This is a genomic window from Micromonospora sp. RHAY321 (assembly GCF_023896955.1).
GTDB lineage: Bacteria > Actinomycetota > Actinomycetes > Mycobacteriales > Micromonosporaceae > Micromonospora.
On the sequence record NZ_JAMHIW010000003.1, the window covers coordinates 536,093 to 562,022 of the forward strand.

The window sequence follows — 25,930 nt, forward strand, 5'->3', positions numbered from 1 at the left end:
CCCCGGATCGGCCCGAGAAGGGGGTTGGGGAGAGAGCGGGAAGGAGGGTGGTGGGGCCCCGCCGGGGGCGGGACGGGGCCCCACCCGATCAGGAGGCGGTGATGGTGACGTTGTCCACAGCCGCCTCGACCAGGCTGGCGCCCGAGGCGTCCGCCGCCTCGACCAGGATGCGCACCGACTGGCCGGCGTACGGGGTGAGGTTGAGGTTCGCCACCGCCCAGGTGCCGTTGCGGTTGGCCGCCGCACCGGCCTGGGTGAGCAGTGCCGTGGTGCCTCCGTTGTGCACCACGCTCACCCGCAGGTAGTCCGCCGAGGAGGCGTTCGAGCCGTGCGCCAGGTACCAGGCCAGCGACAGGGTCAGGGTGCCGGACGACGGCAGGGTCACCGCCGGGGACCGGGCGCTGGTCACACCGCCGTCGAGGTCGTAGTCGCCGGCCGCCGATCCCGCGAGCCGCCCGGTGACCAGGTCGTTGGCGCCGGCGTACGGGGTGAGCTGCTTGGCCCCGCTGGAGGTGGTCGCCTGGGCGGCGCCCCGCTCGAAAGCACCCGCCGTGGCGGTGTCGGTGCCGGCCGGGTTGGTGGTCCACCCGGTGGCCGTCTCGAAGGTGTCCGACCAGACCGTGGTGCCGCCACCACCGCCACCGCAGTACTGCGCCTGCTTGCCGATGGCCCGGTACGGGCAGTCGGCGTACTCGCTGAGCATCAGCACGGCCTCCCGGTTGCGCGAGGTCTGCGCCGGGATCACCTCGTCGGGTGGGTAGAACCCGCCGCCGCTGGACGAGCCCGGGTACATCTCGAAGGTGTACGCCCAGATGTTGTGGGTGGCCCACATCCAGTCGATGCTGTCCCCGTCGGTGATGTAGAGGTCGCTGGACTGCTCCGGGGTGTAGTTGTTGGTGGCCGCCATCTGCTGACCGATGGTGGCGAAGGTGTTGTACTGGTCCGCGCTCATGCCGGGCGCGGTGTTCGCGGTGGTGTAGCCGTACGGCCAGAGCACCAGCTGCGAGTAGGTGTGGAAGTCGATGTTCGCCTTGATCTGCTGCGTCCCGCCGACCACCCGGCTGTTGACGAAGTTGCGCAGCGCCTGGGTCTCCGGTGCGGAGAACGCCGACGGGCCGCGGTAGGTCTCCGACGACGTCGAGCCGGACGAGCCACCGCAGCAGCCCCAGTTGTAGCTCCAGTTGCGGTTCAGGTCGGTGCCGACGTTGGACGAGCCGCTGTTGGGCTGCCGGTTCTTGCGCCAGGACCGGTACGAACCCGTCGCGATGTCGTACTCGCTGCCGTCCGGGTTGACCGTCGGCACGATCCAGATCTCCCGACTGTTGACGATGTTCGTGATCCGGGAGTCGGCGCCGTAGCTGTCGGTGAAGAGGTTGAGCAGGTAGATCGCCATCTCGACGGTCAGGTGCTCGCGGGCGTGCTGCTGGGCGTTGAACAGGATCTCCGGCTCGGCCTCGTCGGTGCCCACGTTGTCGGAGATCTTCACCGCCATCAGGTCCCGACCCTCGTACGACGTACCGATGCTGATCTTGCGGGCGATGGCCGGGTGGTCGGCGACGGCCCGGTTCACCACGGCGGTCAGCTCCGCGTAGTCGTGGTAGTTGGAGTCGGCGGGCGGGAAGGCCAGGGTGCCCATCTCTCCGGCTCCGCGCTCGGCGTTCGGCGGCGGGGCGAGCGGTTCCAGCCGGAAGCCGAGCCGGCCGATCGCCGCGGCCTCGGTGGCGGTGGCCGAGATGTGCAGCACGCCGTGTTCGGAGTAGTCGATGGCGGCGCCGGTGCGGGCCACGGCATTGCGGTCGGCGACCGTTCGGGGGCCGAGCACCCGGTAGCCGGCTGCGGGCTGCTCGGCGGCGCGGTCCGGTGCCGGGCGGGCGGCGACGGGGTTGGCGGCGACGGTGACGATTGCCAGCCCGGTGACGACGGCGAGCACCAGGACACGGCGGAGAGGGGTGGGCGTGCGGAGGGCCATGGACTACCTCCTCGAAGGGCGGGAGATCCCGCTCGGTGGAGGACACTTCACCACCAGTCACATGGTCATATCAATGTCCATCGTTGCCTTGTCCATCCCAGGTGGACCATCGCGGCGGCAAAGATTTTCCATCACTGAACATCTGGCGAAACTTCCTTCCAAGCGGGACACTGACCAGCGACGATGCCCCCTCGACACCGCGGAGCACCCATGGCCAGATCCCGCCTGCACGCGGCCGCCCTCGCCGGCGTCACCGCGCTCACCCTGCTCGCCACCGCCGCGCCCGCGGCAGCCGCCCAGCCGCTCGCCACCGGCCGGCCGTCCACCACCGTCCACGACGAGCAGATCACCTTCCAGGACTGGTCCGGGCCCGCCGACTGGCACCGGGGCAGCCGCACCGGCACCCGCGTGGTCCCCGGCGCCCGGTCGGGCATCACCCTTGCCCGCCCCGCCGGCACCACCGAGTACGCCGACCCGCACACCGGCACCACCCGCAGCTGGGAGTACGGCACCTGGACCTCACCGGTGACACGGGTCGGGTTCGACGCCACCGAGCTGATCGCCTCCTGGAACGCGGAGACCCCCGCCGGCACCTGGATCCAGGTGGAGATGCAGGGCAGCTACACCAGCGGAGACCAGACCCCGTGGTACGTGATGGGCCGCTGGGCGTCCGGCGACAGCGACATCAAGCGGACCACCGTCAACCGGCAGGGCGACCCCTGGTCGACGATCTGGACCGACACCTTCAGCATCGACGACGCCGCCGCCGGAGTGCTGCTGCGGTCGTACCAGCTGCGGCTGACCCTCTACCGGGCGCCCGGGCAGACCGCCGCGCCGGTGGTCCGGATGCTCGGCGCGATGAGCTCGACCGTGCCGGACCGGTTCACCGTCACGCCGAGCGCCGGGCACATCGCCTGGGGCGTCGAGCTGCCGGTGCCGCGCTACTCCCAGAACGTGCACTCCGGGCACTACCCCGAGTACGACGGCGGCGGCGAGGCGTGGTGCTCACCGACCTCCACGGAGATGGTGGTCGAGTACTGGGGTCGCCAACCGTCCGCGGCCGACACCTCCTGGGTGGACCCGACCTACCCCGACCCGACGGTCAACCACGCCGCCCGGATGACCTACGACTACGCGTACGACGGCGCCGGCAACTGGCCCTTCAACACCGCGTACGCGGCCAGCTTCCCCGGCCTGGAGGGTCGGGTGACCCGGCTGCACTCGCTGGACGAGCTGGAGCGATTCATCGCCGCCGGCATCCCGGTGGTGACCAGCCAGTCCTTCCTCGCCAGCGAGCTGGACGGGGCGAACTACGGCACCTCCGGGCACCTGTTCGTGGTGGTCGGCTTCACCGCCGACGGCGACGTGATCGTCAACGACCCCGCCTCGTCCAGCAACGACGTGGTGCGCAACGTCTACCAGCGGGAGCAGTTCGAGCAGATCTGGCTGCGGACCAAGCGGATCAACGCCAGCGGCGGTGTCTCCGGCGGCTCGGGCGGCGTCGCCTACCTCATCAAGCCGACGTCGAAGCCCTGGCCCAAGGTCCCCGGCTCCACCAACTGGTGACAGCGAACGAGCCCGGCGCGATCGCAGCCGACCGCGCCGGGCCCGTCGGGCACCTCAGTGCCTCTCGACCGACGCGAAGGACGCTCCGTCCGCTTCCCGCTGCACACGGCGCCGACGAAGCGCCCCGAGGAGGAAGCCCACCCAGGCGACACCGGCCACCGCGCCGGCGAGGGTGAGCGCCGTGACGAGCAGCCAGGTGGAACCACCGGCGGTGGAGAAGACTCCCTTGCGAGCGCCGGTGTCTCGAGCCGGAGCCGTCGCGCCCGTCGTCAAGGTCTCCGGGGCGTCGTAGAGAATCACATCCGCCCGCCGCTCGCCGTCCTCGGCCACGAAGTTCCCGTGCCAGGTGCAGTCACGCCGGGAGCACTCCTCGGACACGGCCGTGAACGTGCCCTGCGCGCCGCCGCCGCCCTTGGCCTGCCAGGCCGGCACGAGATCGCCGACTCCCAGCATCAACCCGATGCCGGCGATGACGGGAAGGCCGATCCAGACGAACACCCTGGTCCGCCACCCGTTGATCTTGCTGAAGATTTCCACGGCGGCAGACGCTAACGGACCGGCCCCGATTCCGCTGCCCTAATTCACGCCGTGCAGCGACCCGCGACCCTAGTCCTCGCGCCGCTCGCCCTCAGTCGGCTGGTCGTCGCCGGCCAGGGCGGAGCGGAGACGCTCCTTCTCGGTGCGGCGGCGTTCGGCCGCGCCGGCCATCTCCTCGGCCATCTCGTCCCGCCAGCCCCGCAGCAGAAAGAAGGAGAGCGCGGCGGAGAAGGCCAGCGCCAGCATCAGCTTCAGGAACACGTTCATGTCGATCAGCCAGAGGCCCGCCAGCACGGCGACGAACAGCCCGATCCGGCCCAGCGTGTACTTGACCGCCGCGCTCACCTGCACCACTCCGTTCTCTCCGTCACCCGCCGGTGCCGGCGGAAGGTCGACCCGCCCGGCGGGCGGTCGGGGTCAGCCGGTCCGGCGGGCCAGCCAGCGGACGCCCGGGAACCAGACCGTCGCGTACGCCACGGTGAACGCCGCCGCCGCCAACGCCCCGGAGAGCAGCGGCGGCAACCCGGCGCCCAGGCCGGCGATCAGCAGCCCGGCGACCACTCCGACGGCGGCGGCGACCAGCGCCGCCACTACCCGGGCCGCGCCGAACTCCCAGGCCCGGAAATCGTCCCAGAGCAGCCAGGCCGGCAGGATCACGGCCAACCAACCGTTCGTGTGCCCGAAGTCGCCGGCACCGATCGACGCGAACGCCCAGTCGAAGAGCACGAGCGCCAGCGCGCCGATGACCAGCCCGGCCAGACACACCCCGAGCAGGTCGCCCAGGGTACGGACGCGCCCCTCGGCGTCCCGCCGGGGAAAGCCGCCCTGCTGCTCCGGTCCACGCTGCTCGGTCATCGACTGCGAGGGTACGTGGCTGCTCAGGCCCACACCTGCTGCGGCTCGGCGCGGCGCTCGGCCAGCGACGGTGCCTTGTCGTACTCCCGGACCACGTTGTAGCGGGTGTCGCGCTCGACCGGCTGGAAACCGGCGTCCCAGATCAGGTGCAGCAGGTCGTCACGGTGCATGGTGTTCGGGGTGCCGTACGAGTCGGCGTCATGAGTGATCTTGTATTCGACGACCGAGCCGTCCAGGTCGTCGACGCCGAAGTTCAGCGAGAGCTGGGCCACCGAGAGCCCGTGCATGACCCAGAAGTTCTTCACGTGCGGCACGTTGTCGAAGAGCAGCCGGGAGACGGCGAAGGTCTTCAGCGACTCGGCCGGGGAGGCCATCGTCGTGCGCGCCTGGATCCGGTTACGGATCTTGCCGTCCGCCGAGTCCACGAAGTCGTGCTGGTAGCGCAGCGGAATGAAGACCGCGAAACCGCCGGTCTCGTCCTGCAGCTCGCGCAGCCGCAGCACGTGGTCGACCCGGTGCCGGGGCTCCTCGATGTGGCCGTACAGCATCGTCGCCGGCGTCTTCATGCCCTTGCTGTGTGCCAGGGCGTGGATGCGCGACCAGTCTTCCCAGTGGCAGGCGTGGTCGACGATGTGCTGCCGGACCTCCCAGTCGAAGATCTCCGCGCCACCGCCGGTCAGCGACTCCAGACCCGCGTCCATCAACTCGTCGAGGATCTCGTCGGCGCTCAGGCCGCTGATCTTCTCGAACCACTGCACCTCGGTCGCGGTGAAGCACTTGAGCTTGACGTCCGGCAGCGCCGCCTTCAGCTCGCGCAGCACCTTCGGGTAGTAACGCCAGGGCAGCGTCGGGTGCAGGCCGTTGACGATGTGCAGCTCGGTGAGCTGCTCACCCTCCATCTCCTTGGCCTTGCGGACCGCCTCGTCGATGCGCATCGTGTACGCGTCCTTCTCGCCCGGCTTGCGCTGGAACGAGCAGTACGCACAGGACGCCGAGCAGACGTTGGTCAGGTTGAGGTGCCGGTTGACATTGAACATCACCCGGTCGCCGTTGAGCTCCGTGCGCTTGTGATGGGCCAACCGCCCCAGCCAGGCGAGGTCGTCGCTGTCGTAGAGGGCTACCCCGTCCTCGCGGGTCAGCCGCTCACCGGCGTACACCTTCGCTTCGAGCTCACGCTTGAGTCCGGCGTCCATGGCACGTCCCTTCCACCTGCGGTCCCGGTCGAGCGTACGTCGGCGCGCCGACAGCCACGGCGGCACGGTCGCCGGCAGCGACCCACTTCACCAGACTCTCAGCCTCCCGTAACCCGGCGATGCATCGACATCACTGCCCCCGTGCGGTAAGACAGAACGGGGCGGAACGACACACTGGTACCGTCCCGACGGCCGCGCCCACCAAGCGCGGTGACGGACTGCGGGACGGGGAGCGGAATGGTCGACAGCGGGCGCGGGCGACGGCAGCGACGACGGAGCCCGGTGATCTCGCCGGTGCTGCGGCCGAAGCTCTGGGCCGCCCTGCTCGGCGCGATCGCCGCCGCCGTCCTGGCCACGCCCGCGTACGCCGAGCCCGGAGTGCCGACCACGGTGCCGGACACCGGCGCGCGCCCGGCGGTGACCGGCGCGCTCCAACTGCCCGGCGGCGCGCCCGTCGCCGGGGTCCCGGCGCCTCCGGTCGTCAACGTCGGCACGGGCCCGCTGGCCGCCCAGATCTCCGCCGCCGAGACCCAGGTCGGCACGCTCGGCGAGGCGCTGCTCCTGAGCCGGCAGAAACGCACCGACGCGCAGGCGCAGCTCGAATCGGCCGGCAAGGTGCTGGAGACCGCGCAGGACACCCTGCTCCGGGCTCAGCAGGCCGCCGACGCGGCCGCCTCGGACGCGATCAAGGCCGCCGCCGCGCTGCCGCCCGGCGACCTCGCCGACGACATCCAGGGGCTGAGCCGGCTCCAACAGATCACCCGCGGCGAGAAGGTCGAGGGCGGCACCACCGGGGTGGCCGGCGAGCTGGCCCGGGCCCGCAACGGCGAGCAGCTCGCCTACCAGGCGCACTCCGCCGCCAAGGCCCAGCTCGACGCCGCCGAGGCGGAGTTCACCGCCGGCGAGCAGGCACTACGCACGGCCGAGGCCAGCCTGCTCAAGCTGCGCCGGGACAACGCCGCCCAGCTGATCCAGATCGAGCGCCAGCAGGAGGCCCTCGAGCAGCAGCTCGGCGCCGGCTACGTCGTCGGCCAGAGCATCAGCGGGATGGCCGCGCACCCGCGCGCGCTGGCCGCCGTCGCGTACGCCCTCGCCCAGCTCGGCGACCCGTACAAGTGGTCGGAGGAAGGGCCGGACCAGTTCGACTGCTCCGGTCTGATGTGGGCGGCGTACCGCTCGCCGGGCGCCGACTACTTCGACCTGCCCCGCGTCTCCCGCGACCAGTACGCGGCCACCCGGACGCGGACGGTCCCGCAGTCCGCGCTGCTCCCCGGCGACCTGCTCTTCTTCGCCTCCGGCAGCAGCTATACGACGATCCACCACGTCGGCATGTACATCGGCAACGGCAAGATGGTGCAGGCGCCCACCACCGGCGACGTCGTCAAGATCTCGGTCGTCTCCTGGTCCCGGCTGTACGCCGCCACCCGGGTGATCGGCGCCGTGCCAGCCCCGGCCGTCCCGGTCGTGCCGGTCGTGCCGACTCCGAAGCCGACGTCCACCCCCAAGCCGACGCCCACCTCGAAGCCGACCACCAGGCCGACGCCGCGGCCGACCGGCAGCGCGACGCCGACCCCGACGCCCACCGGCAGCGCCACCCCGACCCCGACCCCGACGCCGACCGGCAGCACCACGCCGAGCCCGACGCCCAGCCCGAGCGAGACACCGACGACTCCGCCCCCACCGCCGACCACCGCACCGGCCAGCTCATCCGCGAGCAGCACCCCCGAGGCCAGCCGGAGTGGAACGGCCAGCGACAGCCCGACGGGCAGCCCGAGCACCGGAAGCTGAGCCGCCACGATCGGCTCCGGCTGTCCGGCCGGGGCGATCTGTGGCACCGTGACATCCAGGCACACCCACCCGATGTCACGGGTCCGGGTGCGAGGGTGGCACGGAGGGCGGAGATGGCCGAGCAGAGTGATCCGGCGAAGACTGTCGACCCTGTCGCCGTCGACCAGGCCGACCCGCCGGAGTCCGCAGACCCGGCGTCCACCAGCGACGCCGGTCCGGCCGCCAGCGACGCCTCCGCCAGCCCCGGCGACGTCAGTGACACCTCCGCTCCCGCCGACGGCAGCGCCGCCGCGAAGGCTCCCGAGGCGGACGCCGGGCGGGCCGACGTAGGCGCCGCCGCACCCGCCGACGCCAGCGCCGCCACGGAGGCGCCCGAGGTGGACGCCGGGCCGCCCGAATCGGTGGACTCTCGCCGTGACGCGGCGGCTGCCCCGGTACGAGCGCGGGCCAGTGTCGCGACCGCCGCCGCGCGGCCTGGTGACCGGCCGGCCGGTGCGCCGGCCACCGCGACCACCTACCGGGCGACCGGTTCCGCCAGCCCCGCGGTCCCGCTGCCCGGGCAGCGGGAGGGCTCGACCGCCCCGGCGCGGGCGAGCGCCACGGTGCCGGGCAGCAGCCGGGTCACGGCCGGAACGGCGGGCACCCCGGACCCTCGGGCGAGCGCGCCCGCCGTCTACCGGTCCGCACCGGTGAGCCCCGAGCCGCCGGAGCCCGCGCAGCCGCCGGAGCCCGCCAAGCCGCCCGTGCCTCCGACCCCGGAGCCGGAGCCGACCCCCGCGCCGTCCCGGCCAGGGCCGACTCCGCCGTCGCGACCCGAGCCCGAGCCCGAGCCGTCACGCCCCGAGCCATCACGGCCCGAGCCGGAGCCCGCGCCGGCCCCGGGGCCGTACCCGCCCGGCCCGGTGCCGACGCCGGCACCCCGGCCCACGCCGTCACCCGGGCCGGTGCCGCCCGTTCCGGGTCCGCCCACGCCGCCGCCCTCGCCGGTGCCGCCCATCCCGGGGCCGCCGATTCCGCCCGTACCCGGCCCGCCGGTGCCGCCGCCCGGTCCGCCGGTGCCCACGCCACCGCCGCCGCCCGGCCCGATGCCGGCACCGCCGTTCCCGCCGCCACCGGCGATGCCCGGCACCTCACCGGGCGTACGGGCCACCGCGCCCGTCTCCGCCCCGCCGGTGGTGCCCGCGCCCGCGCTGCCCGCCTGGCCGCCATCCACCACCGGCGGTGCCCGGTCGGGCGGAAGTGACGCCAGCGTGTCCCGATCGTCCGTTTCGTCGTCCAGGCCGGCGGGCGGGCGGGGCGCGACCGGCGCCCGCAGCGGGCGGTACGACGGCGGCCCCGACCTCGCCGGCACCGTCTACGCCGGTGGGGACGGGCCGGGCTTCTCCACCATCGCGCTGCCGGCCAGCGCGGTGGAGAATTCCGGCTCGCTGACCGGGCACATCCTGGCCCAGGGCTGGGCCGACACGCCGGCCGAGCGCTCCAGGACGACTCGTGTGGTGGTCGTGCTGGCCGCCGCGCTGGGGCTGCTGGTGGCGATCAGTGTTCTGGTCGTCCTGCTCGCCAACGACGCCCTGGACGGCATCGTGGGCAACGTGCTCAACAGCTGAGGGGCGACCGGCAGCGATGGTGAGTCCGCCCACTACCGTCGGGCAACCGGCTGGCGACTCCGTCAGACCGCCGTACACTGGTCGAGATCACTGACCCGGCGCGCGTGGTGCGCGCCCATGGGCGATCTTGCGGGCGATCCGGCGGTAGAGCCGCGGCAGGCCATCGCGAAGATGCGCCCCGCTCGAAAGGCATTTGTTGACCACCTCTGCTGACCCCAGCATCGTTCCGTCCGTTTTCAACCCCACCCCGGAGACGCCCGAGCCCACGGCCGTTCCGGCGGAGACCACCGAGGCGACCGACTTCGCCGCGCTCGGCCTCCCCGAGCCCCTGGTCCGCGCGCTGGCGCGGCAGGGCATCACCACCCCGTTCGAGATCCAGCAGGCCACCGTTCCGGACGCGCTCGCCGGTCGGGACGTCCTGGGCCGCGGGCAGACCGGGTCGGGCAAGACGCTCGCCTTCGGCCTGCCGCTGCTGGCCCGGGTCGCCGCCGCGAAGCCGGCCCGGCCGATGCGTCCGCGGGCCCTGATCCTGGTCCCGACCCGCGAGTTGGCCATGCAGGTCAACGACGCCCTGCTGCCGCTGGGCAAGGCGCTCAACGTGTTCCTGAAGACCGCCGTCGGCGGCGTCCCGTACGACCGCCAGATCGACGCGCTGCGTCGCGGCGTGGAGATCATCGTGGCGACCCCGGGCCGGCTCGGCGACCTGATCGAGCGGGGCATCTGCCAGCTCGACGACGTCGAGGTGACGGTGCTCGACGAGGCCGACCAGATGGCCGACATGGGCTTCCTGCCCGAGGTGACCGAACTGCTGGCGAAGACGCCCGCGAACGGTCAGCGGCTGCTCTTCTCGGCCACCCTGGACGGTGACGTCGACGCGCTGGTCAGGCGGTTCATGACCGACCCGGTGACCCACTCCACGGCGCCGTCGACCGCCTCGGTGTCCACGATGGACCACCACATGCTGTTGATCCCGCCGCACGACAAGTTCCCGGTGGCCGCCTCGATCGCCGCCCGGGACGGCCGGACCATGGTCTTCGCCCGCACCCAGCTGGGCGTGGACCGCCTGGTCGAGCAGCTCGCCGCCGTCGGCGTACGGGCCGGTGGGCTGCACGGCGGCAAGACCCAGCGGATGCGTACCAAGACCCTCGCCGAGTTCCGTGAGGGCCGGATGAACGTCCTGGTCGCCACGGACGTGGCGGCCCGGGGCATCCACGTGGACGGGGTCACGCTCGTGCTGCACGTGGACCCGCCGAAGGACCCCAAGGACTACCTGCACCGCGCCGGGCGTACCGCCCGGGCCGGCGAGTCGGGAGCGGTCGCCACGCTGGTGCTGCCCAAGCAGCGCCGCACCACCCTGGCCATGCTGGAGAAGGCCGGCGTCGCGCCGGCCGAGACCCGCGTCAAGGCCGGCGACCCGGTGCTGGCCGAGCTGATCGGCGCCCGCGCGCCGAGCGGTATCCCGGTTCGTGTGGAGGCGGAGCCCCGTGGCTTCGGCGACCGCTCCGGCGGCTCGCGCCGCTTCGACGACCGGTCCGGCGGCCCGCGCCGGTTCGGCGACCGCCCGAGCGGCGACCGCCGCTTCGGTGACCGCCCGCAGGGTGAGCGTCGCTTCGGTGACCGGCCGACCGGGGACCGCCGTTACGGCGACCGCCCGCAGGGCGACCGCCAGTACGGCGACCGGCAGCACAGCGACCGCCCGACCGGCGAGCGCCGCTACGGCGACCGCCCGCAGGGCGACCGGCAGTACGGCGACCGGCCGACCGGCGATCGCGGCTACGGGGACCGGCCGACCGGCGAGCGCCGGTACGCCGACCGGGACAGCCGTGGTCAGGGCGATCGGCCGCAGGGCGAGCGCCGCTACTCCGACCGTCCGCAGTTCGGTGACCGGGACGGCCGCCCGACCGGCGAGCGCCGCTACGGCGACCGGCCGCAGGGTGAGCGGCGGTACGGCGACCGGCCCACCGGCGAGCGGCGCTTCGGCGACCGCCCGCAGGGCGACCGGCACCAGGGCGACCGGCCCGCCGACGAGCGCCGGTTCGGCGACCGACCGACCGGGGAGCGGCGTTTCGCCGATCGGGACGCCCGGGGTGGCTTCCGGTCCGACGGCCGCGGTCGGGACGACCGGCCGCGTGACGACCGGCGCGGCTTCGGTGGCCGGCCGCCGGCCCGTACCCACTGATCCACTGATCCACCCGAACGCCGTCGCGGAGCTCACGCTCCGCGGCGGCGTTCGCGCATGCCCTGCCGATGTCGGCCCGGTCGCGTAACGTCCGGCTCATGGCGACTATGCCGAAGTCGATCTTCTGGTCCCGGACGGACACCGCCGGCAGCGAGCAGGTCCTGCTCGACGACGGCCGCGGTCTGGTGGCGCGGGGCACCCTGCTCGCCGTGGACCCGATCCCCTGGACCGCCCGCTACCAGCTGACCACCGCGCCGGACTGGACCACGGCCCGGGTCGAGGTCGAGGTCGAGGGGTCGGGCTGGCTGCGCAGGGTGACGTTGGAACGGGCCACGGGCCGGTGGCGGGTGACGACCGCCGAGCAGGGCGACCTCGACAGGGCGCTGACCGCGGCCGGTCACCCCCGGGCGGGCCTGCCGGGCACCGACGACCCGGACCGGCTGGCCGACGCGCTCGACGTGGACCTGAGCGGGTCGCCGCTGTTCAACGCCCTCCCGGTCCACCGACTCGGGCTGCCCGCCGAGCCGGCCGACATGCCGCGCCGGATCACCGTCGCCTGGGTGCTGCTGCCGGGTCTGGAGGTGGTGCCGGCCGAGCAGATCTACACCGGGCTCGGGCCGGGGCGGGTGCGGTTCGCCAGCGGCACCTTCACCGCCGACATCGACCTGGACGCCGACGGCTACGTGGTGCGCTACCCCGGGCTGGCCGAGCGCATCGACCCGCGCTGAAGCGGGCTCAGGCGGGCCAGGCGCCGCTGCCCAGGAACCGTTCGACCGTGGCCAGGTGCGGCGCGAGGTCGAGGCCCTGGGCGCTCACCCAGTCGTCGTCGTAGTACGTGTCGGCATACCGGTCGCCGGCGTCGCAGATCAGGGTGACCACCGAGCCGGCCCGGCCCTCGGCGAGCATTCCGGCGATCAGACCGAACGCACCCCACAGGTTGGTGCCCGTGGAGCCGCCCACCCGACGGCCGAGCACCGCCGAGCCGGCCCGCATGGCGGCGAGCGACGCGGCGTCCGGCACCTGGACCATCCGGTCCACCACCGACGGCAGGAAGGACGCCTCGACGGTGGGACGGCCGATCCCCTCGATCCGGGACCCCTTCCCGGTGCGTACCGACCAGTCGGCGGCCAGCCAGGCCGGGTAGAACGCGGAGTTCTCCGGGTCCACCACGCAGAGCTTGGTGGCCAGCCGGCGGTACCGGGCGTACCGGCCGATGGTGGCGCTGGTGCCTCCGGTGCCGGCGCCCACCACGACCCAGGTGGGGATCGGGTGCCGCTCCAGCTCCAGCTGTGCGTAGATCGACTCGGCGATGTTGTTGTTGCCCCGCCAGTCGGTGGCCCGCTCCGCGTAGGTGAACTGGTCCATGAAGTGGCCGCCGGAGTCCTCGGCCAGCCAGCGGGCCTCGACAACCACGGTCGCGGGGTCGTCGACCAGGTGGCACCGGCCGCCCTGGAACTCGATCTGCGCGATCTTCTCGGGCGAGGTGGAGGCGGGCATCACCGCGATGAACGGCAGCCCGAGCATCCGGGCGAAGTACGCCTCGGAGACCGCCGTGGAACCGGAGGACGCCTCGACGATGGTGGTGCGGGGCCCGATCCAGCCGTTGCAGAGCCCGTAGAGGAACAGCGAGCGGGCGAGCCGGTGCTTCAGCGAGCCGGTCGGGTGCACCGACTCGTCCTTGAGGTAGAGGTCGATCCCCCATGCCCGGGGCAGCGGGAACGGCAGCAGGTGGGTGTCGGCCGAGCGGTTCGCGTCCGCCTCGACGGCGGCGATCGCCTCGGTCACCCAGGTCCGGCTGGCCTCGTCGCAGCGGTCGAGATGAGTCACGCCGGAAACCTAACAAGCAGCGGTCAGCCGCGGTCCGGCGGCGTCTCCCGGCGCCGTTGCCGGCGCTGCCCGGCCCGGCCGACGGCCTGGACGATCGGGGTCAGCCCGACGGCCAGCCGGGGCAGGGTGTCCAGCAGCCGGACCTGTGCTCCCCGCCAGCGGGGCATGCTGACCACCGGACGTGGTCGGCGGGCCAGGCGGACCGCCCGGGCGGCCACCCGCTGCGGGGTCAGCATCGACCCGGTGAACGAGGCCAGCGCCCCCGGGTCGTCCAGCCGGTCGTGCAGCATCGGTGTCCAGATGCCGTCCGGGCAGAGGCAGGAGACGTGCACCCGCCGGTACCCGGCCATCCGCAGGTCGGACAGGGTGCCGAGGCTGAACGCCAGCAGCGCGTGCTTGCTGGCCGCGTACACCGTCTCGCCGGGCGCCGCGACCAGCCCGGCCAACGAGACGACGTTGAGCACATGGCCGCGCCCCTGCCCGCGCATGACCGCGAGCGCGGCCAGGGTGCCGTTCATCGCGCCGAGCGTGTTCACGTCGAGCACCCGGCGGCGGGTCGGTCCGTCGTGCTCCCAGGCCGGCCCGGTGACCAGGATGCCGGCGTTGTTGACCCAGAGGCCGAGGGTGCCCCGGCTCACGGCGGTCGCGGCGATCTCGGCGCAGGCGTCCTCGTCCCGGACGTCCAGGGCGGCGGACCAGCCGCCCAGCGGCGCGGCGGCGGCCGCCGCCGCGTCCGGGTCGAGGTCGGTGAGCAGCACCGACCAGCCGTCGGCGTGCAGTGCGGCGGCGACGGCGCGGCCTAGGCCGCCGGCGGCCCCGGTCACCACGGCCGTTCCACGTCCCGGCGAGGTCATCGGCGCACGCTACCGCTGGCGGGCGGACGGCACCAGGGGCGACGGGCGGTGGCGCCGGCGAGGGCCGGATCCGCGGGTACGCCGGGTCAGGCGGGCTGCGGGCCGACGGGCTGGGGGCGGTTCTCCCACTTCGTGGAGAGCGCGATGGCGGTGCGGGTGGAGGCCACCCCGGGTGTCCGGTTCAGCCGCACGATGAGCTGCTCCAACTCGGCGATCGTGCCGACCCGCGCCTTGAGCAGGAACGACTCCACCCCGGCCATGAAGTAGCAGGACTCGATCTCGGGCAGCACCCGGAGCGACTCGAGCATGTCGTCGGTGTCCGCGTCCGAGTCCTCGACGATGCCGATCAGCGCGGTGACACCCAGCCCGATGGGCTCCGGCGCCACGTCGGCGCGGTAACCGCGGATCACACCGCTGCTCTCCAGCTTGCCGACCCGCTCGTGGACGGCCGGGGCGGAGAGGCCCACCTGCCGGGCCAACTCGGCGTACGAGAGGCGGGCGTTGCCGCGCAGCAGGTCGACGAGGTTCAGGTCGATGGCGTCCACGGAGAGTGACCTTAACCGGTTGGGCGTAACGCGATGCCTTCGGCATCCGTTGCACACAGCAGTGAGTAACTGTTCACAAACAGACAGTCAAGGTAGGGGTTGCGCCAGTACCATTTACTAACTTCCCACTCAGTGCGTTTTTCGCGTTTGGCGGACAGGCCAGGTCCCTGGTGCTGTAATTGCCATACGTCCCTCATGACGGCTCTGGGCTCGCACCAGCCGGGGGCAGTGTGTTCAGCCAGGGGCTTCGTCGACGCGAGGAGGGGGCTGTGGACACTGGAGATCGCCTGCTGACACCGGGTGAGGTCGCCGCGCTGTTTCGGGTGGACCCGAAGACTGTGACGAGATGGGCGGCGGCCGGCCGGATAGGAAGCATCCGGACTCCAGGCGGGCATCGCCGGTTTCGGGAATCCGAGGTGCGGGCCCTGCTTGAGGGGGAGGGCATGCTGGACGAGGTGGACGAGGTCGGAAAGCCACGCAATGTGGGACCGGCCGCCTCCACCGGGCCGGGTCCGGCCAACGCCGGCATGTACTGAACTGGTGCGGACAACGCTACGCGGACCGGGCATCAGTCCGGTCCGCGTCCCACTGAGAACGGCCGCCAGGCGGCAGGACCGGGCGGGCTGAGCGGACCGCTCAGCTCCGGGCCGCGCCGAGCTGGCCGGACCACCGCCGGAACAGGGTGTGCGGGACGCCGAGCGCGTCCAGCACCTTGCCGGCCACGAAGTCGACCAACTGCTGGGCACTGGCCGCCGCGCCCGCGCCGTAGAAGCCGGGGCTGGCGGGCAGCACCACCGCCCCGGCGTCGTGCAGTGCGATCAGGTGCTCCAGGTGGCTACGGGTCACGGGCGTCTCCCGGGGGACCACCACGACCGGTCGGCGTTCCTTGAGGTTGACCTCGGCGGCGCGCTGCAGCAGGTCCTTGGAGAGCCCGATGGAGATGCCCGCGCAGGCCGCCGTGCTGGCGGGCACCACGGCCATGCCGCGTACCCGGTAGGAGCCGCTGCTCGGCCCGGCGGCCAGGTCGCCCGCCGGCCAGTGCCGGATGTCCGCGCCGGTCAGGTCCCGCCCGAGCCAGGCGGCGAGGTCCTCGGCCCAGTGCGCGTCGCGGAACGGCCGGCCGGTCTCGTCGAGCACCGTGAGTCGCGCCGCCCGGGACACGATCAGGTCCACCGCCTCGCCCGCGTCGAGCATCCCGCCGATGACGGCCGCCGCGTACGGCGTGCCGGAGGCCCCGGACACTCCGACCACCCATGGTTCCCGCATGCCTCCCAGCCTGCCTGGTGGGGCGCGTACGCCGGTGGGCACCCCCGGGATCGGCCTCCGCCCGAGATGTCCGCCGGGTACCGTGCGCATCCCGTCGACCTGAGATGCTTCCGGGGGCGATTCGCACCGGAAGCAGTTCGCACAGGAGGCATCGGTGACGACCGGCGAGGTCCTCTGGACGCTGCGCGCCGAGTGTCCGATTCCGGCCCGGCTCTCACCGCACGCCGACCGGGTGCAGGAGTGGCTGCTCGGTCTGCTGCCCGAGCTGGGCCTGCCGTTGGACGACGCCGCGCTGCAGCGGCTGGCCCGGGGGGCCTTCGCCCGGTACGCCGGCCGCCTCTACCCGGCCGCCAGCGAGGCCGACCTGCGGGTGCTGACCGCCCTGTTCACCTGGTTCTTCCTGGTCGACGACGCCTGCGACGGGCCGGGCCGGCTCGCCCCCGACCAGATCCGGGCACTACGCGACGGCGCGCTGGCACTGCTGCACGACGGCCCCCGGGCACGGCACGCCGGGTTGACCGGTCCGCTGCGGCGGTTGCTTGTGCTGGCCTGGCGGGAGCCGCGCCGCCGGATGCCGGCCCGGTGGCGGTTGCGCTTCGCCGACGCGGTGGCCCGGCATCTCGACGGCACCCGGCGGGAGGCGGCCAACAAGGAGGCCGGCCACCGACCCGGCGTCACCGAGTACGTCGAGCTGCGCCGGGCCACCTCGGCGGCGGACGTGTCGTATCCACTCGTGGAGTTCGTCAGCGGCCGTCCGCTGCCCGACACGGTCTATCACCACCCGCTGCTGCGCCAGATCGCCCACACCGGCAACGACCTGCTCTCCTGGTACAACGACCTGGCCTCGCTGGATCGGGACCGGGCCACCGCGGGCGGGCACAACCTGGTCCTGGCCATGCAGGACGAGTGGGGCCTCTCGTCGACGGAGGCGGTCGACCGGGTGGCGGAGCGCTGGCGGGAGTCGATGCGGCACTTCGTCGAGCTGCGGGCCGCGGTGCCGTCGTTCGGCCCGGCGCTGGACGAGGCCGTCACCGACCTTCTCGACGGGGTGGCCGACGCGGTGCGCGGCACGATCGAGTGGACGATGGAGAGCGGGCGCTACCCCACCGCGCGTCCCGAGCCCGCCGGCACGTCCCGGCCCTGACCCCGCCAGGGGCTGGTCGGGGCCGGCGACGCGGACCGTTCAGGGCCTCAGGTCGAGCCGGATCACCAGGTCGAGCAGGGCGAAGACGAACAGCGCGATGCCGACGAAGCCGTTGGCGGTGAAGAACGCCCGGTTGACCTTGCTCAGGTCGGTCGGGGTGACCACCAGGTGCTGGTAACCGAACGCGACCGCGGTCAGTCCCAGGCCGACCCACCAGAGCCAGCCGAAGCCGACCAGCGCGCCGAACCACACGAAGAGCCCGAACGTCACCACGTGCGCCACGGTCGAGGCGTGCAGCGCGAAGCGCCGGCCGTACCGGGCGGGCACGCTGTGCACGCCGATCTCCTGGTCGATCTCGGAGTCCTGACACGCGTAGATCAGGTCGAAGCCGCCGATCCACAGCCCGACCGCCGCACCCAGCAGCCAGGCAGGCCAGGAGCCGTCCAGGGTGCCGGTGACGGCCAGCCAGGCGCCGACCGGGCCGACCGCCTGGGCCACCGCGAGGATGGCGTGCGGCCAGTTGGTGAACCGCTTGCCGTACGGGTAGACCACCAGCGGCACCACGGCCAGCGGCGCCAGCACCAGGCAGAGCGGGTTGAGCAGGGCGGCGGCGGCGAGGAAGACCACCAGCGCGACGGCCGCGCCCGTCCAGGCCGTCCGCACGCTCACCGCGCCGGTCACCAGCTCCCGGCCTGCGGTACGCGGGTTCCGCGCGTCGATCCGCCGGTCGAGGATCCGGTTGGCGGCCATGGCGAACGTCCGCGCCCCCACCATCGCCACGGTGATCAGCAGCAGGTCGAGCCAGCGGACGTGGCCGCCGTTGACCTGCATGGCGGTGAGCGCAGACAGGTACGCGAAGGGCAGCGCGAAGACCGAGTGCTCGATCGCGACGAGCTTGAGGAAGGACTTGATCCGGCCCGGTCGTTCGGCCGGGGCGTCGAGGACCGCCATCAGATGCCGTACTCCTTCCAGCGCTTGTCGACCAGGGAGGTGACCTCCGGCGACATGGTCATCGGCTCCGGCCAGCCTCGGGTGTAGCCCTCGGCGGGCAGCTTGCGGGTCGCGTCGACGCCCGCCTTGCCGCCCCAGAACTGCTGGTAGGACGCGTGGTCGAGATGGTCCACCGGGCCCTCGGTGAGCAGCAGGTCGCGCCCGTAGTCGACGTTGCCGAAGGCGCGGAAGGCCACCTCGTTGTAGTCGTGGACGTCGCAGTCCTCGTCGACGATCACGATCAGCTTGGTCAGCGACATCATGTGCGCGCCCCAGATCGCGTTCATCACCTTCTGGGCGTGCTTCGGGTAGCGCTTACGGATCGACACGATCGCGCAGTTGTGGAAGACCCCGGCGGCCGGCAGGTTGTAGTCGACGATGTCCGGGATCAGGAAGCGCAGCAACGGCGCGAAGATCCGCTCGGTGGCCTTGCCGAGGCCGTGGTCCTCCTGCGGCGGCTGGGACGTGACGATCGAGTGGTAGACCGGGTCGCGCTGCATGGTCATGCACTCGATGTGCATCACAGGGAACGGCTCGACCGGCGTGTAGAAGCCGGTGTGGTCGCCGAACGGGCCCTCCGGCAGCCGCTCGCCCGGCTCGATGTAGCCCTCCAGGACGATCTGCGCGTGCGCCGGCACCTGCAGCGGAACGGTCAGGCAGTCGACCATCTCGACCCGCTCGCCCCTCAGGAAACCGGCGAAGAGGTACTCGTCGATGTCGGCCGGCAGCGGCGCGCTGGCCGAGTAGGCGACCGCGGGGTCGGCACCGATCGCGATCGCCACCGGCAGCCGCTGCCCGAGCCGCTCAGCGACCGCGTGGTGCGCCGTGGAGTTCTTGTGGATCTGCCAGTGCATGCCGATGGTGTTGTGCGAGTGCTGCTGGAGCCGGTAGAGCCCGAGGTTGCGCTTGCCGGTCTCCGGGTGCTTGGTGTGGGTCAGCCCGAAGTTGTGGAAGATCCCCCCGTCGCCCGGCCAGACCTGCAGCCCGGGCAACCGGTTGAGGTCGACGTCGTCGCCGCGGTAGACCACCTGCTGGCAGGGGGCCGTCTTGACCTTCTTCGGCGGCATGGACTTGAGCTGCATGACCTTGCCGAGCCCGCCCATCATGCCCGAGAAGCCCTGCGGCAGCTCCGGCTTGAGCATCTCGCCGATCCGTGCGCCGATCTCGTCGAGGTTCTCCACCCCGAGCGCCATCGCCATCCGCTTCTCGGTGCCGAAGAGGTTGATCGCCACCGGCATCTCGCCCCGGGTCGGACGCTCGAAGAGCAGCGCCGGCCCACCGGCCCGCACCGTCCGGGTGACCACCTCGCTGATCTCCAGGGTGGGGTCGACCGGGACGTTGACCCGGCGCAACTCCCCCGCGCGCTCCAGCGCCGCGAGGAAGTCCTTGAGATCGGTGTACGGGAAGCCACGAGCCGCCATGCCGCCAGTCTCCCGCACCGGGTCCGGCACGGACCAAGCCGGGTGCTGTGACGTGTGTCCGGAAGGGCTCACGGGTCAGGCGGGGGTCCAGGCGTGGGCGGCCAGCGGTGGGTCGAGCGGCGCGCGGGTGAGCCGGTTGGCGAAGGTGGAGATGGTGTACGCGCCGACGCCGAGCACCACGTCCAGCGCGTGCCGCGGCTGGTAGCCGGCGGCCAGGAACTCGTCGAGCTGGTCGTCGGGCACCGCGCCCCGGTGGTCGAGCACGGCGAGGGTGAACCGGCGCAGCGCCTCCAGCCGTGGCTCGGGCAGGGCGGTGCCGGCGCGCAGCGCGGTGATCAGCTCGGTGGTCGCGCCGAGCCGGGTGAGCGTGCCGGTGTGCAGGGCGACGCAGACGTGGCATTCGTTGGTGGTGGCGACGGCGAGGACGACGACCTCCCGCTCCAGAGGTTCGAGGGCGGTCTGTTCGAAGCCCGCGTTGGCGGTGAGGAAGCCGGCGAGCAGCTGCGGCGACTCGGCCATCAGCGCCACCGGGGCGGGCAGCCAGCCGAAGCGGCGGCGTACCGCCTCGACGGTCGGGCGGGCGGCGGCGGGGACGGTCTCGGCGGTGTGGGCGGTGAAGACGGACACGGGTACCTGCTCTCGAAGCATCGGTGAGGGGACACCACGTGGCGGGGAGAGGCTCCCGTACCATAGTCAACGTGGTTGACGAAATAGTAAACCTGGTTGTCGAACATGGCAAGCGCTGACCCCGGCCGCCCCGGTTTCCAGCTGCCGCTGCTGCTGCTGGCCGGTTTCCGGACGCTCATCGACGACCTGCACGCCGAGCTGGCGCGGCAGGGTCACCCGGAGCTGCGCCCCCTGCACGGCTTCGTGCTCCAGGCTGTCGGCGTGGACGGCACCACCGCCACCGAGCTGGGCCAGCGGCTGGGCATCTCGAAGCAGGCCGCCGGCAAGACGGTCGACCGGCTGGTTGCCGTCGGCTACCTCGACCGGGTCGACGATCCGCGGGACGCCCGCCGCCGGGTGATCACCATGACCCCGCTCGGCGTCGACGGGCTGCGCCGCTCGGCGGAGATCTTCGACCGGCTGCGCGAGCGGTGGGTCGAAAGCCTCGGCCCCGAGCGGGTGGACGCCCTGGAGGACGACCTGCGGACGATGGCCGCCGCCAACTGGTTCCGGCTCGACGTGCCCGGCTGGTTCGGCAGCTGACCCCGACCACACGATGCGGCGAGGTATCTCACCGGGCCTGGCGGACCGACCGCACACGGGCGCAGGGTGGAGCCATGTCGGACGCCTACGTCGTCGGTGACCCGGACGGGTTGTCACCCCTGCTGGTCGAGCTGCGGGACGCCATAGCCCGGGAGTTGCACGCCCAGCTGGCGCTGCGCGCCGAGCGGATCGAGTTGGCCGACCTGCCGGAGGTGGCGTACCAGGTCACCGTCCAGGTCGACCGGACGCTACGCGCCTGGCGACCACGGTCCCACCAGGCAGACGGGTAGGACCCGCCCGTCGCTCAGTCGAGGCCGCCGTACGAGTGCAGGCCGGTGAAGAAGATGTTCACGCCGAACAGGTTCATCAGCATGGTGAGGAAGCCCAGCACCGCCAGCCAGGTCGCCACGTTGCGCTTGACACTGGGCGTGGCCCGCGCGTGCAGGTAGCCCGCGTAGACCACCCAGGAGATGAACGCCCAGGTCTCCTTCGGGTCCCAGCCCCACGGCCGGCCCCACGCCGCCTCAGCCCAGATCGCCCCGGCGATCACCGCGAAGGTGAAGATCGGGAAGGCGAAGGCGTGCAGCGCGAAGGTCAGCCGCTCCAGGCTGACCGCCGCCGGCAGCCGCTTGGCCAGGGTGTACGGGAAGCTCCGCTTGCCCTGCTCGTACCCGGCGCGCATCAGGAACCCGACCGCCGGCACCGCGCCGAGCAGGAAGATGCCGGACGCGAACACGATCGTCGAGACGTGGATGACGAACCAGTACGAGTTCAGCGCCGGCACCAGCGGCACGATCGGCACGTACAGCACCAGCTCGGCGGTGGCCACCAGCAGCACCATCACCAGGGTGAGGAACAGCCCGAGCTTGCGCAGCGAGGGCCGCTTCCAGAGCACCACGAGCCAGGCCGCGACCCCGATGAACGTCACCGTGAGCACGAACTCGTACATGTTGCCCCAGGGCATCCGGTCTGCGGCGATGCCGCGCGTGACCAGCGCCGCGAGGTGCAGCACGGCGGCGAGCGCGGTGGCGCCCACCGCGACCAGACCGGCGATCCGGGCACGCCGCGCCGAGCGCTCGGCCGCGCCCGACGGCGGGACCGGTGCGGGCGGCGTCGGGACGGAAGCGCCGCCTCCGCCGACCCCGGCGCCCACCAGCTCGCGTACGGGAGCAGCGGCGACGCGGGTACGGGCGTTGCCCAGCGCGTACTCCACCGCGTGGCTGATCATCGCGACCAGGTACGCCAGGATCGCGAAGGACACCAGATTGTCGGAGAGCGCGGACATCACTCGGCTCCTTCTCGCACGCCGGCCCGGTCGCTGGAGTCAGCATCGGTGTCGGCGCGATCCGTCGCCCGTTCGTCACCGCTGACCGCGGCCACGATCTGGGCGAACTCGTCGGCGAACCCTGGATAGTCGGTACGCGGCAGCCCACCGACCTCCATCAAGCTACTACCGCCCGTCGGAGATCCTTCCGCGGGGTCGGCCGGCATCACCCGGAAGAACACCCGGCGGCGCCGCCCGAACAGCGAACCCATCAGCCCGACCAGCAGGAACCCGCAGCTGACCAGCAGGATCGTCGAACCGGGGTCGTGCCGGACGGAGAGGGTGACGTACCGCTCGGTGCCGAGGAACTCGACCTTGCTGCCGTCGTCCAGCGTCCAGGTCTCGCCCTTGCGGAGCAGCTTGGTGCCGACCTCCTTGACCTTGCCGGTCCGCACCTGCCGCTGGTCGAGCTGGTAGATCGAGCCGGGGATGCCCGCGTCCAGGCCGAGGTTGCCGCGGTAGGCGACCAGGTTCAGCGCCGGGTTGCGCTCGGTCGGGTACTCCGAGCGGGCGAACGGCGCCTGCTGGGGTGCCGTGGGCAGGTAGATGCCGGTGAACGCCATCTGCTCGTCCGGCGCACGCCGCCCGGTGGCCGGGTCGACGTTCGCGTCCGGGAAGGCCGCCAGCCCCTCGCTGGTCAGACCGCTGTCCCCGGTGGTCAGGAACGGCTCGTCGCTGACCTGGCTGCGGCCGAACCGGTCGGTGTAGCGGATGACCGGGGCGTACCCGTGGCCGAGCAGGTAGACGCTCGCGTCGGCGAGCCGCAGCGGCGAGTTCACCGAGAAGTCTGCGCTGCGGGTCGGTTCGTCGGGGCCGTCGACGGTCACCCGGGCGTTGAAGAACTCCGGCTGGCCGGTGGCCAGGAACCGGGCCTGGAAGTCGTCCAGCCGCAGGCAGAAGCGGGGCAGGTCCTCGCTGTCCACCCGGGGGCCGAGCTTCGCCTCGGCGTACTGCTGCCGGGTGTTGCAGAACGCGTTGTCCGCGCCCGCCACCAGCAGCCGGTTGCCGCTCCAGCCGTACCACGAGCCGAGCGCGACACCGATCAGCACGGCGATCAGCGAGGTGTGGAACAACAGGTTGCCGGTCTCCTTGAGGTACCCCTTCTCGGCGGAGACCTCGTCGCCGCGCACCTCGACCCGCCAGCGCCGCTTGCGCAGCACCTCGGCCACCGCCGCCGCGCCGCCGGCCGGGGCCGGCAGCACCGCGTGCTGCGGCAGCCGCTGCAGCCGCTTCGGCGCGACCGGCGGCCGGGACCGCATCGCCCGCGCGTGGTCGCGCAGCCGGGGCGTGATGCAGCCGATCAGGGAGGTGAACAGCAGCAGGTAGATCGCGGAGAACCAGACCGAGCCGAAGACCTCGAACGCGCCGATCCGATCAAGCCGAGGGGCCAGGTCCGGGTGGTCGACGAAGTACTCGTTGACCTTCTCCGGGCTGATTCCGCGCTGCGGCAGCACCGAGCCGGGGATGGCGGCGACCGCGAGCAGGAACAGCAGGATCAGCGCCGTACGCATGCTGGTCAGCTGCCGCCACGAGTTGCGCAGCAGGGCCAGCAGCCGGTTGGGCCGGCGCCGGGGCGCCGGGGCCGCGGTCTCCGGCCGGTCGTCCAGGACCGTCATCAGATGCTCACCTCGCCCACCCCGACGGTGGTCTGCAACCAGATCACGAAGCTCTGCCATCCGCCGGTGACCAGCGCGAGGCCGATCAGGATGAGCAGGGCACCGCCGACCCGGGTGACCCAGCGGCTGTTGCGCCGGACGGCGCGGAAGACTCCGAGCAGGCGCTGGAAGCCCAGCCCGAAGACGATGAACGGTATCCCCAGCCCCAGGCAGTACGCCACGGCGAGCACGACCGCGCGGTCACTCTGGCCGCTCGCGGTCGCCATGCCCATCACCGCGCCGAGCGTGGGGCCGGTGCAGGGCACCCAGCTGAGCGCGAAGACCGCCCCGAAGACCGGTGCGCCGAGCAGCCCGGCGGAGGGCAGGCGGGAGATCCGGAACTCCCGTTGCAGGGCTGGGATCAGCCCGAGATAGCCCAGCCCGAGGACGATGATCAGCGCCCCGATCACGATCTCCAGCTGCCGCTCGTACTCGAAGAAGACCCGGCCGATGCTGGCGAACAGGATCGCGGTCGCGACGAAGACGACGGTGAAGCCGCCGATGAAGAGCAGCGTCCCGGCGAGCACCCGCCCCTTGACCGCGCCCGCCCGCGCGACCCGCTCCCGTACCGCCACACCGCCGGCGGCCTCGACCGGCGCGGGGTCGGCAGCCGGCCGGCGGCCCTCCAGGTCGGCGCCGGCAAGGCCGGTCACGTACGAGAGGTAGCCGGGGACGAGCGGGAGCACGCACGGAGAGAGGAAACTGACCAGGCCGGCGAGCGCCGCCGCGCCGATGGCGAGCAGCAGCGGCCCGCTCAGGGCCAGCTCCTTGAAGGTCTCACCCATCAGCGGGACGCCGGTTTCTCGGCGGCGACCCGCTCGACGATTGGTTGCAGACCCTCCTGCTTGACCGCGGCCCGGATCACCGTGGCGATCCGGCCCTCCCGGTCGAGCACCACGGTCGCCGGAATGCTGTTGGGCGGGATGTCCAGGTCCAGTGCCAGTCGGCTGGACGGGTCGAACAGGCTCGGGTAGGTGACCCGGCCCTCCTCGAACGCCTTGGCCTTGTCCCGCTGGTCCTGGACGTTGATGCCGAGGAAGGTCACGCCGGATGCCCTGGTGGCCTGGTAGACGCCCTCCAGGTCGTCCGCCTCGGCACGGCAGGGCGCGCACCAGGAGCCCCAGAAGTTGAGCACCACCACCTGGCCGCGGGCCTGGCTGACGTCGTACGTGCCGCCGGTCAGCAGATCACCGCTGATCCTGGGCGGTGCCGAACGCTGGTCCGGCGCGCACTCGATGATCCCGTCGGAGGTGGTCGTGCAGGTCTTCTCCCGGCCCTGCGACGTGCAGCCGACCAGCGCCACCGCGGCGACGGTGGCGAGCAGGCCGGCGGTCCACCTCCGGGCGTTCATCAGGCCCCCTTGGCCGTCCGGGCGGTCGCGGAGAGGGCGATCAGGTGCGCGGCCGGCTCGCTGTAGCCGATGCCGACCACCTTGGCGCCGTCGAAGTGGAACGAGGTGAGGCTGGCCAGGCCGCACTGCCGCTTGCGCGGGTCGTGCCAGAGCCGCTTGCGCTCGACGTAGCGGCGCAGCGTCCAAATCGGCAGCTGATGCGAGACCAGCACGGCCTCGCGCCCCTCGGCGGCGACCCGGGCGGCGTGCACGGCGGCGAACATCCGCTCGGCGATGGCCTGGTACGCCTCGCCCCACGACGGGGTCACCGGGTCGCGCAGCACCCACCAGTTGCGCGGGTCGCGGAACGACCCGTCACCCGGGGACACCTTCTTGCCCTCGAACCAGTTGGCGCTCTCGATGAGCCGCTCGTCCACCCCGACTGGCAGCCCGAACTGGGCGGCGATCGGCTCGGCGGTCTGCTGGGCACGCTCCAGCGGGCTGGCCACCACGTGCACGATCTCCCGCTCGGCCAGCCCTTCGGCGGCGGCCTTGGCCATCTGCACACCCAGCTCAGAGAGGCGGAAACCGGGCAGCCGGCCGTAGAGGATCTGGTCGGGGTTGTGCACCTCGCCGTGCCGGAGCACGTGGACCACCGTCTTGCTCACCGC

Annotated in this window: 26 protein-coding genes; 9 read left to right on the forward strand and 17 right to left on the reverse strand. The window is 72.6% G+C overall.

The genetic code is table 11. The features are described from left to right. Positions 1 to 88 precede the first annotated feature (88 nt). Positions 89 to 1,969 carry a M14 family metallopeptidase gene (locus tag M8C17_RS10600; protein ID WP_252416226.1) on the reverse strand — a complete coding sequence of 627 codons (1,881 nt, stop codon included), beginning with the start codon at positions 1,967 to 1,969 and terminating at the stop codon, positions 89 to 91. 210 nt (positions 1,970 to 2,179) lie between these two features. On the opposite strand from M8C17_RS10600, the gene M8C17_RS10605 reads away from it, so the two are divergent. Continuing rightward, positions 2,180 to 3,535 (forward strand): peptidase C39 family protein, encoded by a 1,356-nt coding sequence (locus M8C17_RS10605; RefSeq protein WP_252416227.1) that lies wholly within the window; start codon positions 2,180 to 2,182, stop codon positions 3,533 to 3,535. Between the two features lie 54 nt (positions 3,536 to 3,589). Here M8C17_RS10605 and M8C17_RS10610 read toward each other — a convergent pair whose 3' ends face one another. From M8C17_RS10610 to mqnE, 4 genes are all read right to left on the reverse strand, one after another. Then, entirely contained in the window at positions 3,590 to 4,072 is a 483-nt protein-coding gene (locus M8C17_RS10610) for a hypothetical protein (RefSeq protein ID WP_252416228.1), read from the reverse strand. 69 nt (positions 4,073 to 4,141) lie between these two features. After that, the gene (locus M8C17_RS10615) at positions 4,142 to 4,417 is read right to left on the reverse strand and encodes a DUF4229 domain-containing protein (protein WP_252416229.1); all 276 of its coding nucleotides are present in this window, start codon (positions 4,415 to 4,417) and stop codon (positions 4,142 to 4,144) included. A 72-nt stretch (positions 4,418 to 4,489) separates the two neighbouring features. Continuing rightward, positions 4,490 to 4,927, reverse strand: coding sequence for a hypothetical protein (locus M8C17_RS10620; protein WP_252416230.1), 438 nt, complete (start codon positions 4,925 to 4,927; stop codon positions 4,490 to 4,492). Between the two features lie 23 nt (positions 4,928 to 4,950). Continuing rightward, positions 4,951 to 6,120, reverse strand: coding sequence for an aminofutalosine synthase MqnE (gene mqnE / locus M8C17_RS10625; RefSeq protein WP_252416231.1), 1,170 nt, complete (start codon positions 6,118 to 6,120; stop codon positions 4,951 to 4,953). A 237-nt stretch (positions 6,121 to 6,357) separates the two neighbouring features. Here mqnE and M8C17_RS10630 point away from each other — a divergent pair, with 237 nt between their 5' ends. From M8C17_RS10630 to M8C17_RS10645, 4 genes are all read left to right on the forward strand, one after another. Further along, positions 6,358 to 7,908, forward strand: coding sequence for a C40 family peptidase (locus M8C17_RS10630; protein ID WP_252416232.1), 1,551 nt, complete (start codon positions 6,358 to 6,360; stop codon positions 7,906 to 7,908). A gap of 113 nt (positions 7,909 to 8,021) precedes the next feature. Next, a complete protein-coding gene (locus M8C17_RS10635) occupies positions 8,022 to 9,515 on the forward strand; it encodes a hypothetical protein (protein ID WP_252416233.1) in 1,494 nt (497 codons plus the stop codon). Between the two features lie 196 nt (positions 9,516 to 9,711). Further along, positions 9,712 to 11,694 (forward strand): DEAD/DEAH box helicase, encoded by a 1,983-nt coding sequence (locus M8C17_RS10640; protein ID WP_252416234.1) that lies wholly within the window; start codon positions 9,712 to 9,714, stop codon positions 11,692 to 11,694. Positions 11,695 to 11,801: 107 nt separating this feature from the next. After that, on the forward strand, positions 11,802 to 12,422 hold the full coding sequence (locus tag M8C17_RS10645) for a putative glycolipid-binding domain-containing protein (protein WP_252416351.1): 621 nt from the start codon (positions 11,802 to 11,804) through the stop codon (positions 12,420 to 12,422). Positions 12,423 to 12,429: 7 nt separating this feature from the next. Here the strand turns inward: M8C17_RS10645 and M8C17_RS10650 are convergent, their stop codons facing one another. The 3 genes from M8C17_RS10650 to M8C17_RS10660 form a co-directional block, all read right to left on the reverse strand. Next, complete coding sequence (locus M8C17_RS10650) at positions 12,430 to 13,521, reverse strand: PLP-dependent cysteine synthase family protein (RefSeq protein ID WP_252416235.1); 1,092 nt, start codon at positions 13,519 to 13,521, stop codon at positions 12,430 to 12,432. Between the two features lie 23 nt (positions 13,522 to 13,544). Continuing rightward, positions 13,545 to 14,375, reverse strand: a complete 831-nt coding sequence (locus tag M8C17_RS10655; protein WP_252416236.1) for an SDR family oxidoreductase — start codon at positions 14,373 to 14,375, stop codon at positions 13,545 to 13,547. Positions 14,376 to 14,461: 86 nt separating this feature from the next. Next, positions 14,462 to 14,920 carry an Lrp/AsnC family transcriptional regulator gene (locus M8C17_RS10660; RefSeq protein WP_252416237.1) on the reverse strand — a complete coding sequence of 153 codons (459 nt, stop codon included), beginning with the start codon at positions 14,918 to 14,920 and terminating at the stop codon, positions 14,462 to 14,464. A 269-nt stretch (positions 14,921 to 15,189) separates the two neighbouring features. Here M8C17_RS10660 and M8C17_RS10665 point away from each other — a divergent pair, with 269 nt between their 5' ends. Then, on the forward strand, positions 15,190 to 15,456 hold the full coding sequence (locus tag M8C17_RS10665) for a BldC family transcriptional regulator (protein ID WP_007454516.1): 267 nt from the start codon (positions 15,190 to 15,192) through the stop codon (positions 15,454 to 15,456). Positions 15,457 to 15,556: 100 nt separating this feature from the next. Here the strand turns inward: M8C17_RS10665 and M8C17_RS10670 are convergent, their stop codons facing one another. Further along, positions 15,557 to 16,186 (reverse strand): UbiX family flavin prenyltransferase, encoded by a 630-nt coding sequence (locus tag M8C17_RS10670; RefSeq protein ID WP_252416238.1) that lies wholly within the window; start codon positions 16,184 to 16,186, stop codon positions 15,557 to 15,559. Between the two features lie 154 nt (positions 16,187 to 16,340). Here M8C17_RS10670 and M8C17_RS10675 point away from each other — a divergent pair, with 154 nt between their 5' ends. Next, positions 16,341 to 17,330 (forward strand): terpene synthase, encoded by a 990-nt coding sequence (locus tag M8C17_RS10675; protein ID WP_252416239.1) that lies wholly within the window; start codon positions 16,341 to 16,343, stop codon positions 17,328 to 17,330. A 39-nt stretch (positions 17,331 to 17,369) separates the two neighbouring features. On the opposite strand, the gene mqnP is transcribed toward M8C17_RS10675, so the two are convergent. The 3 genes from mqnP to M8C17_RS10690 all read right to left on the reverse strand — a co-directional run bounded on the left by mqnP (position 17,370) and on the right by M8C17_RS10690 (position 20,368). Next, positions 17,370 to 18,281 (reverse strand): menaquinone biosynthesis prenyltransferase MqnP, encoded by a 912-nt coding sequence (mqnP, locus tag M8C17_RS10680; protein WP_252416240.1) that lies wholly within the window; start codon positions 18,279 to 18,281, stop codon positions 17,370 to 17,372. Next, positions 18,281 to 19,741: a menaquinone biosynthesis decarboxylase gene (locus tag M8C17_RS10685; protein ID WP_252416241.1), complete on the reverse strand. Its 1,461-nt coding sequence runs from the start codon at positions 19,739 to 19,741 to the stop codon at positions 18,281 to 18,283. The genes mqnP and M8C17_RS10685 overlap by 1 nt, the downstream gene beginning before the upstream one ends. Before the next feature lie 75 nt (positions 19,742 to 19,816). Then, positions 19,817 to 20,368: a carboxymuconolactone decarboxylase family protein gene (locus M8C17_RS10690; RefSeq protein WP_252416242.1), complete on the reverse strand. Its 552-nt coding sequence runs from the start codon at positions 20,366 to 20,368 to the stop codon at positions 19,817 to 19,819. A gap of 105 nt (positions 20,369 to 20,473) precedes the next feature. On the opposite strand from M8C17_RS10690, the gene M8C17_RS10695 reads away from it, so the two are divergent. Both M8C17_RS10695 and M8C17_RS10700 read left to right on the forward strand, forming a co-directional pair. Next, entirely contained in the window at positions 20,474 to 20,950 is a 477-nt protein-coding gene (locus M8C17_RS10695) for a MarR family winged helix-turn-helix transcriptional regulator (RefSeq protein WP_252416243.1), read from the forward strand. Between the two features lie 74 nt (positions 20,951 to 21,024). Further along, complete coding sequence (locus M8C17_RS10700) at positions 21,025 to 21,240, forward strand: hypothetical protein (RefSeq protein ID WP_252416244.1); 216 nt, start codon at positions 21,025 to 21,027, stop codon at positions 21,238 to 21,240. Between the two features lie 14 nt (positions 21,241 to 21,254). Here M8C17_RS10700 and ccsB read toward each other — a convergent pair whose 3' ends face one another. Genes ccsB through M8C17_RS10725 form a run of 5 tightly spaced genes read right to left on the reverse strand, consistent with a single transcriptional unit; the run spans position 21,255 to position 25,927 of the window. Continuing rightward, on the reverse strand, positions 21,255 to 22,235 hold the full coding sequence (gene ccsB, locus M8C17_RS10705) for a c-type cytochrome biogenesis protein CcsB (RefSeq protein ID WP_252416245.1): 981 nt from the start codon (positions 22,233 to 22,235) through the stop codon (positions 21,255 to 21,257). Then, entirely contained in the window at positions 22,235 to 23,890 is a 1,656-nt protein-coding gene (locus M8C17_RS10710; protein ID WP_252416246.1) for a cytochrome c biogenesis protein ResB, read from the reverse strand. The genes ccsB and M8C17_RS10710 overlap by 1 nt, the downstream gene beginning before the upstream one ends. Further along, complete coding sequence (locus M8C17_RS10715) at positions 23,890 to 24,714, reverse strand: cytochrome c biogenesis CcdA family protein (RefSeq protein ID WP_252416247.1); 825 nt, start codon at positions 24,712 to 24,714, stop codon at positions 23,890 to 23,892. Before M8C17_RS10715 ends, M8C17_RS10710 begins: the two co-directional genes overlap by 1 nt. Continuing rightward, positions 24,714 to 25,280: a TlpA disulfide reductase family protein gene (locus tag M8C17_RS10720; RefSeq protein ID WP_252416248.1), complete on the reverse strand. Its 567-nt coding sequence runs from the start codon at positions 25,278 to 25,280 to the stop codon at positions 24,714 to 24,716. The genes M8C17_RS10715 and M8C17_RS10720 overlap by 1 nt, the downstream gene beginning before the upstream one ends. Then, on the reverse strand, positions 25,280 to 25,927 hold the full coding sequence (locus M8C17_RS10725) for a histidine phosphatase family protein (protein ID WP_252416249.1): 648 nt from the start codon (positions 25,925 to 25,927) through the stop codon (positions 25,280 to 25,282). The genes M8C17_RS10720 and M8C17_RS10725 overlap by 1 nt, the downstream gene beginning before the upstream one ends. Positions 25,928 to 25,930: the final 3 nt, after the last annotated feature.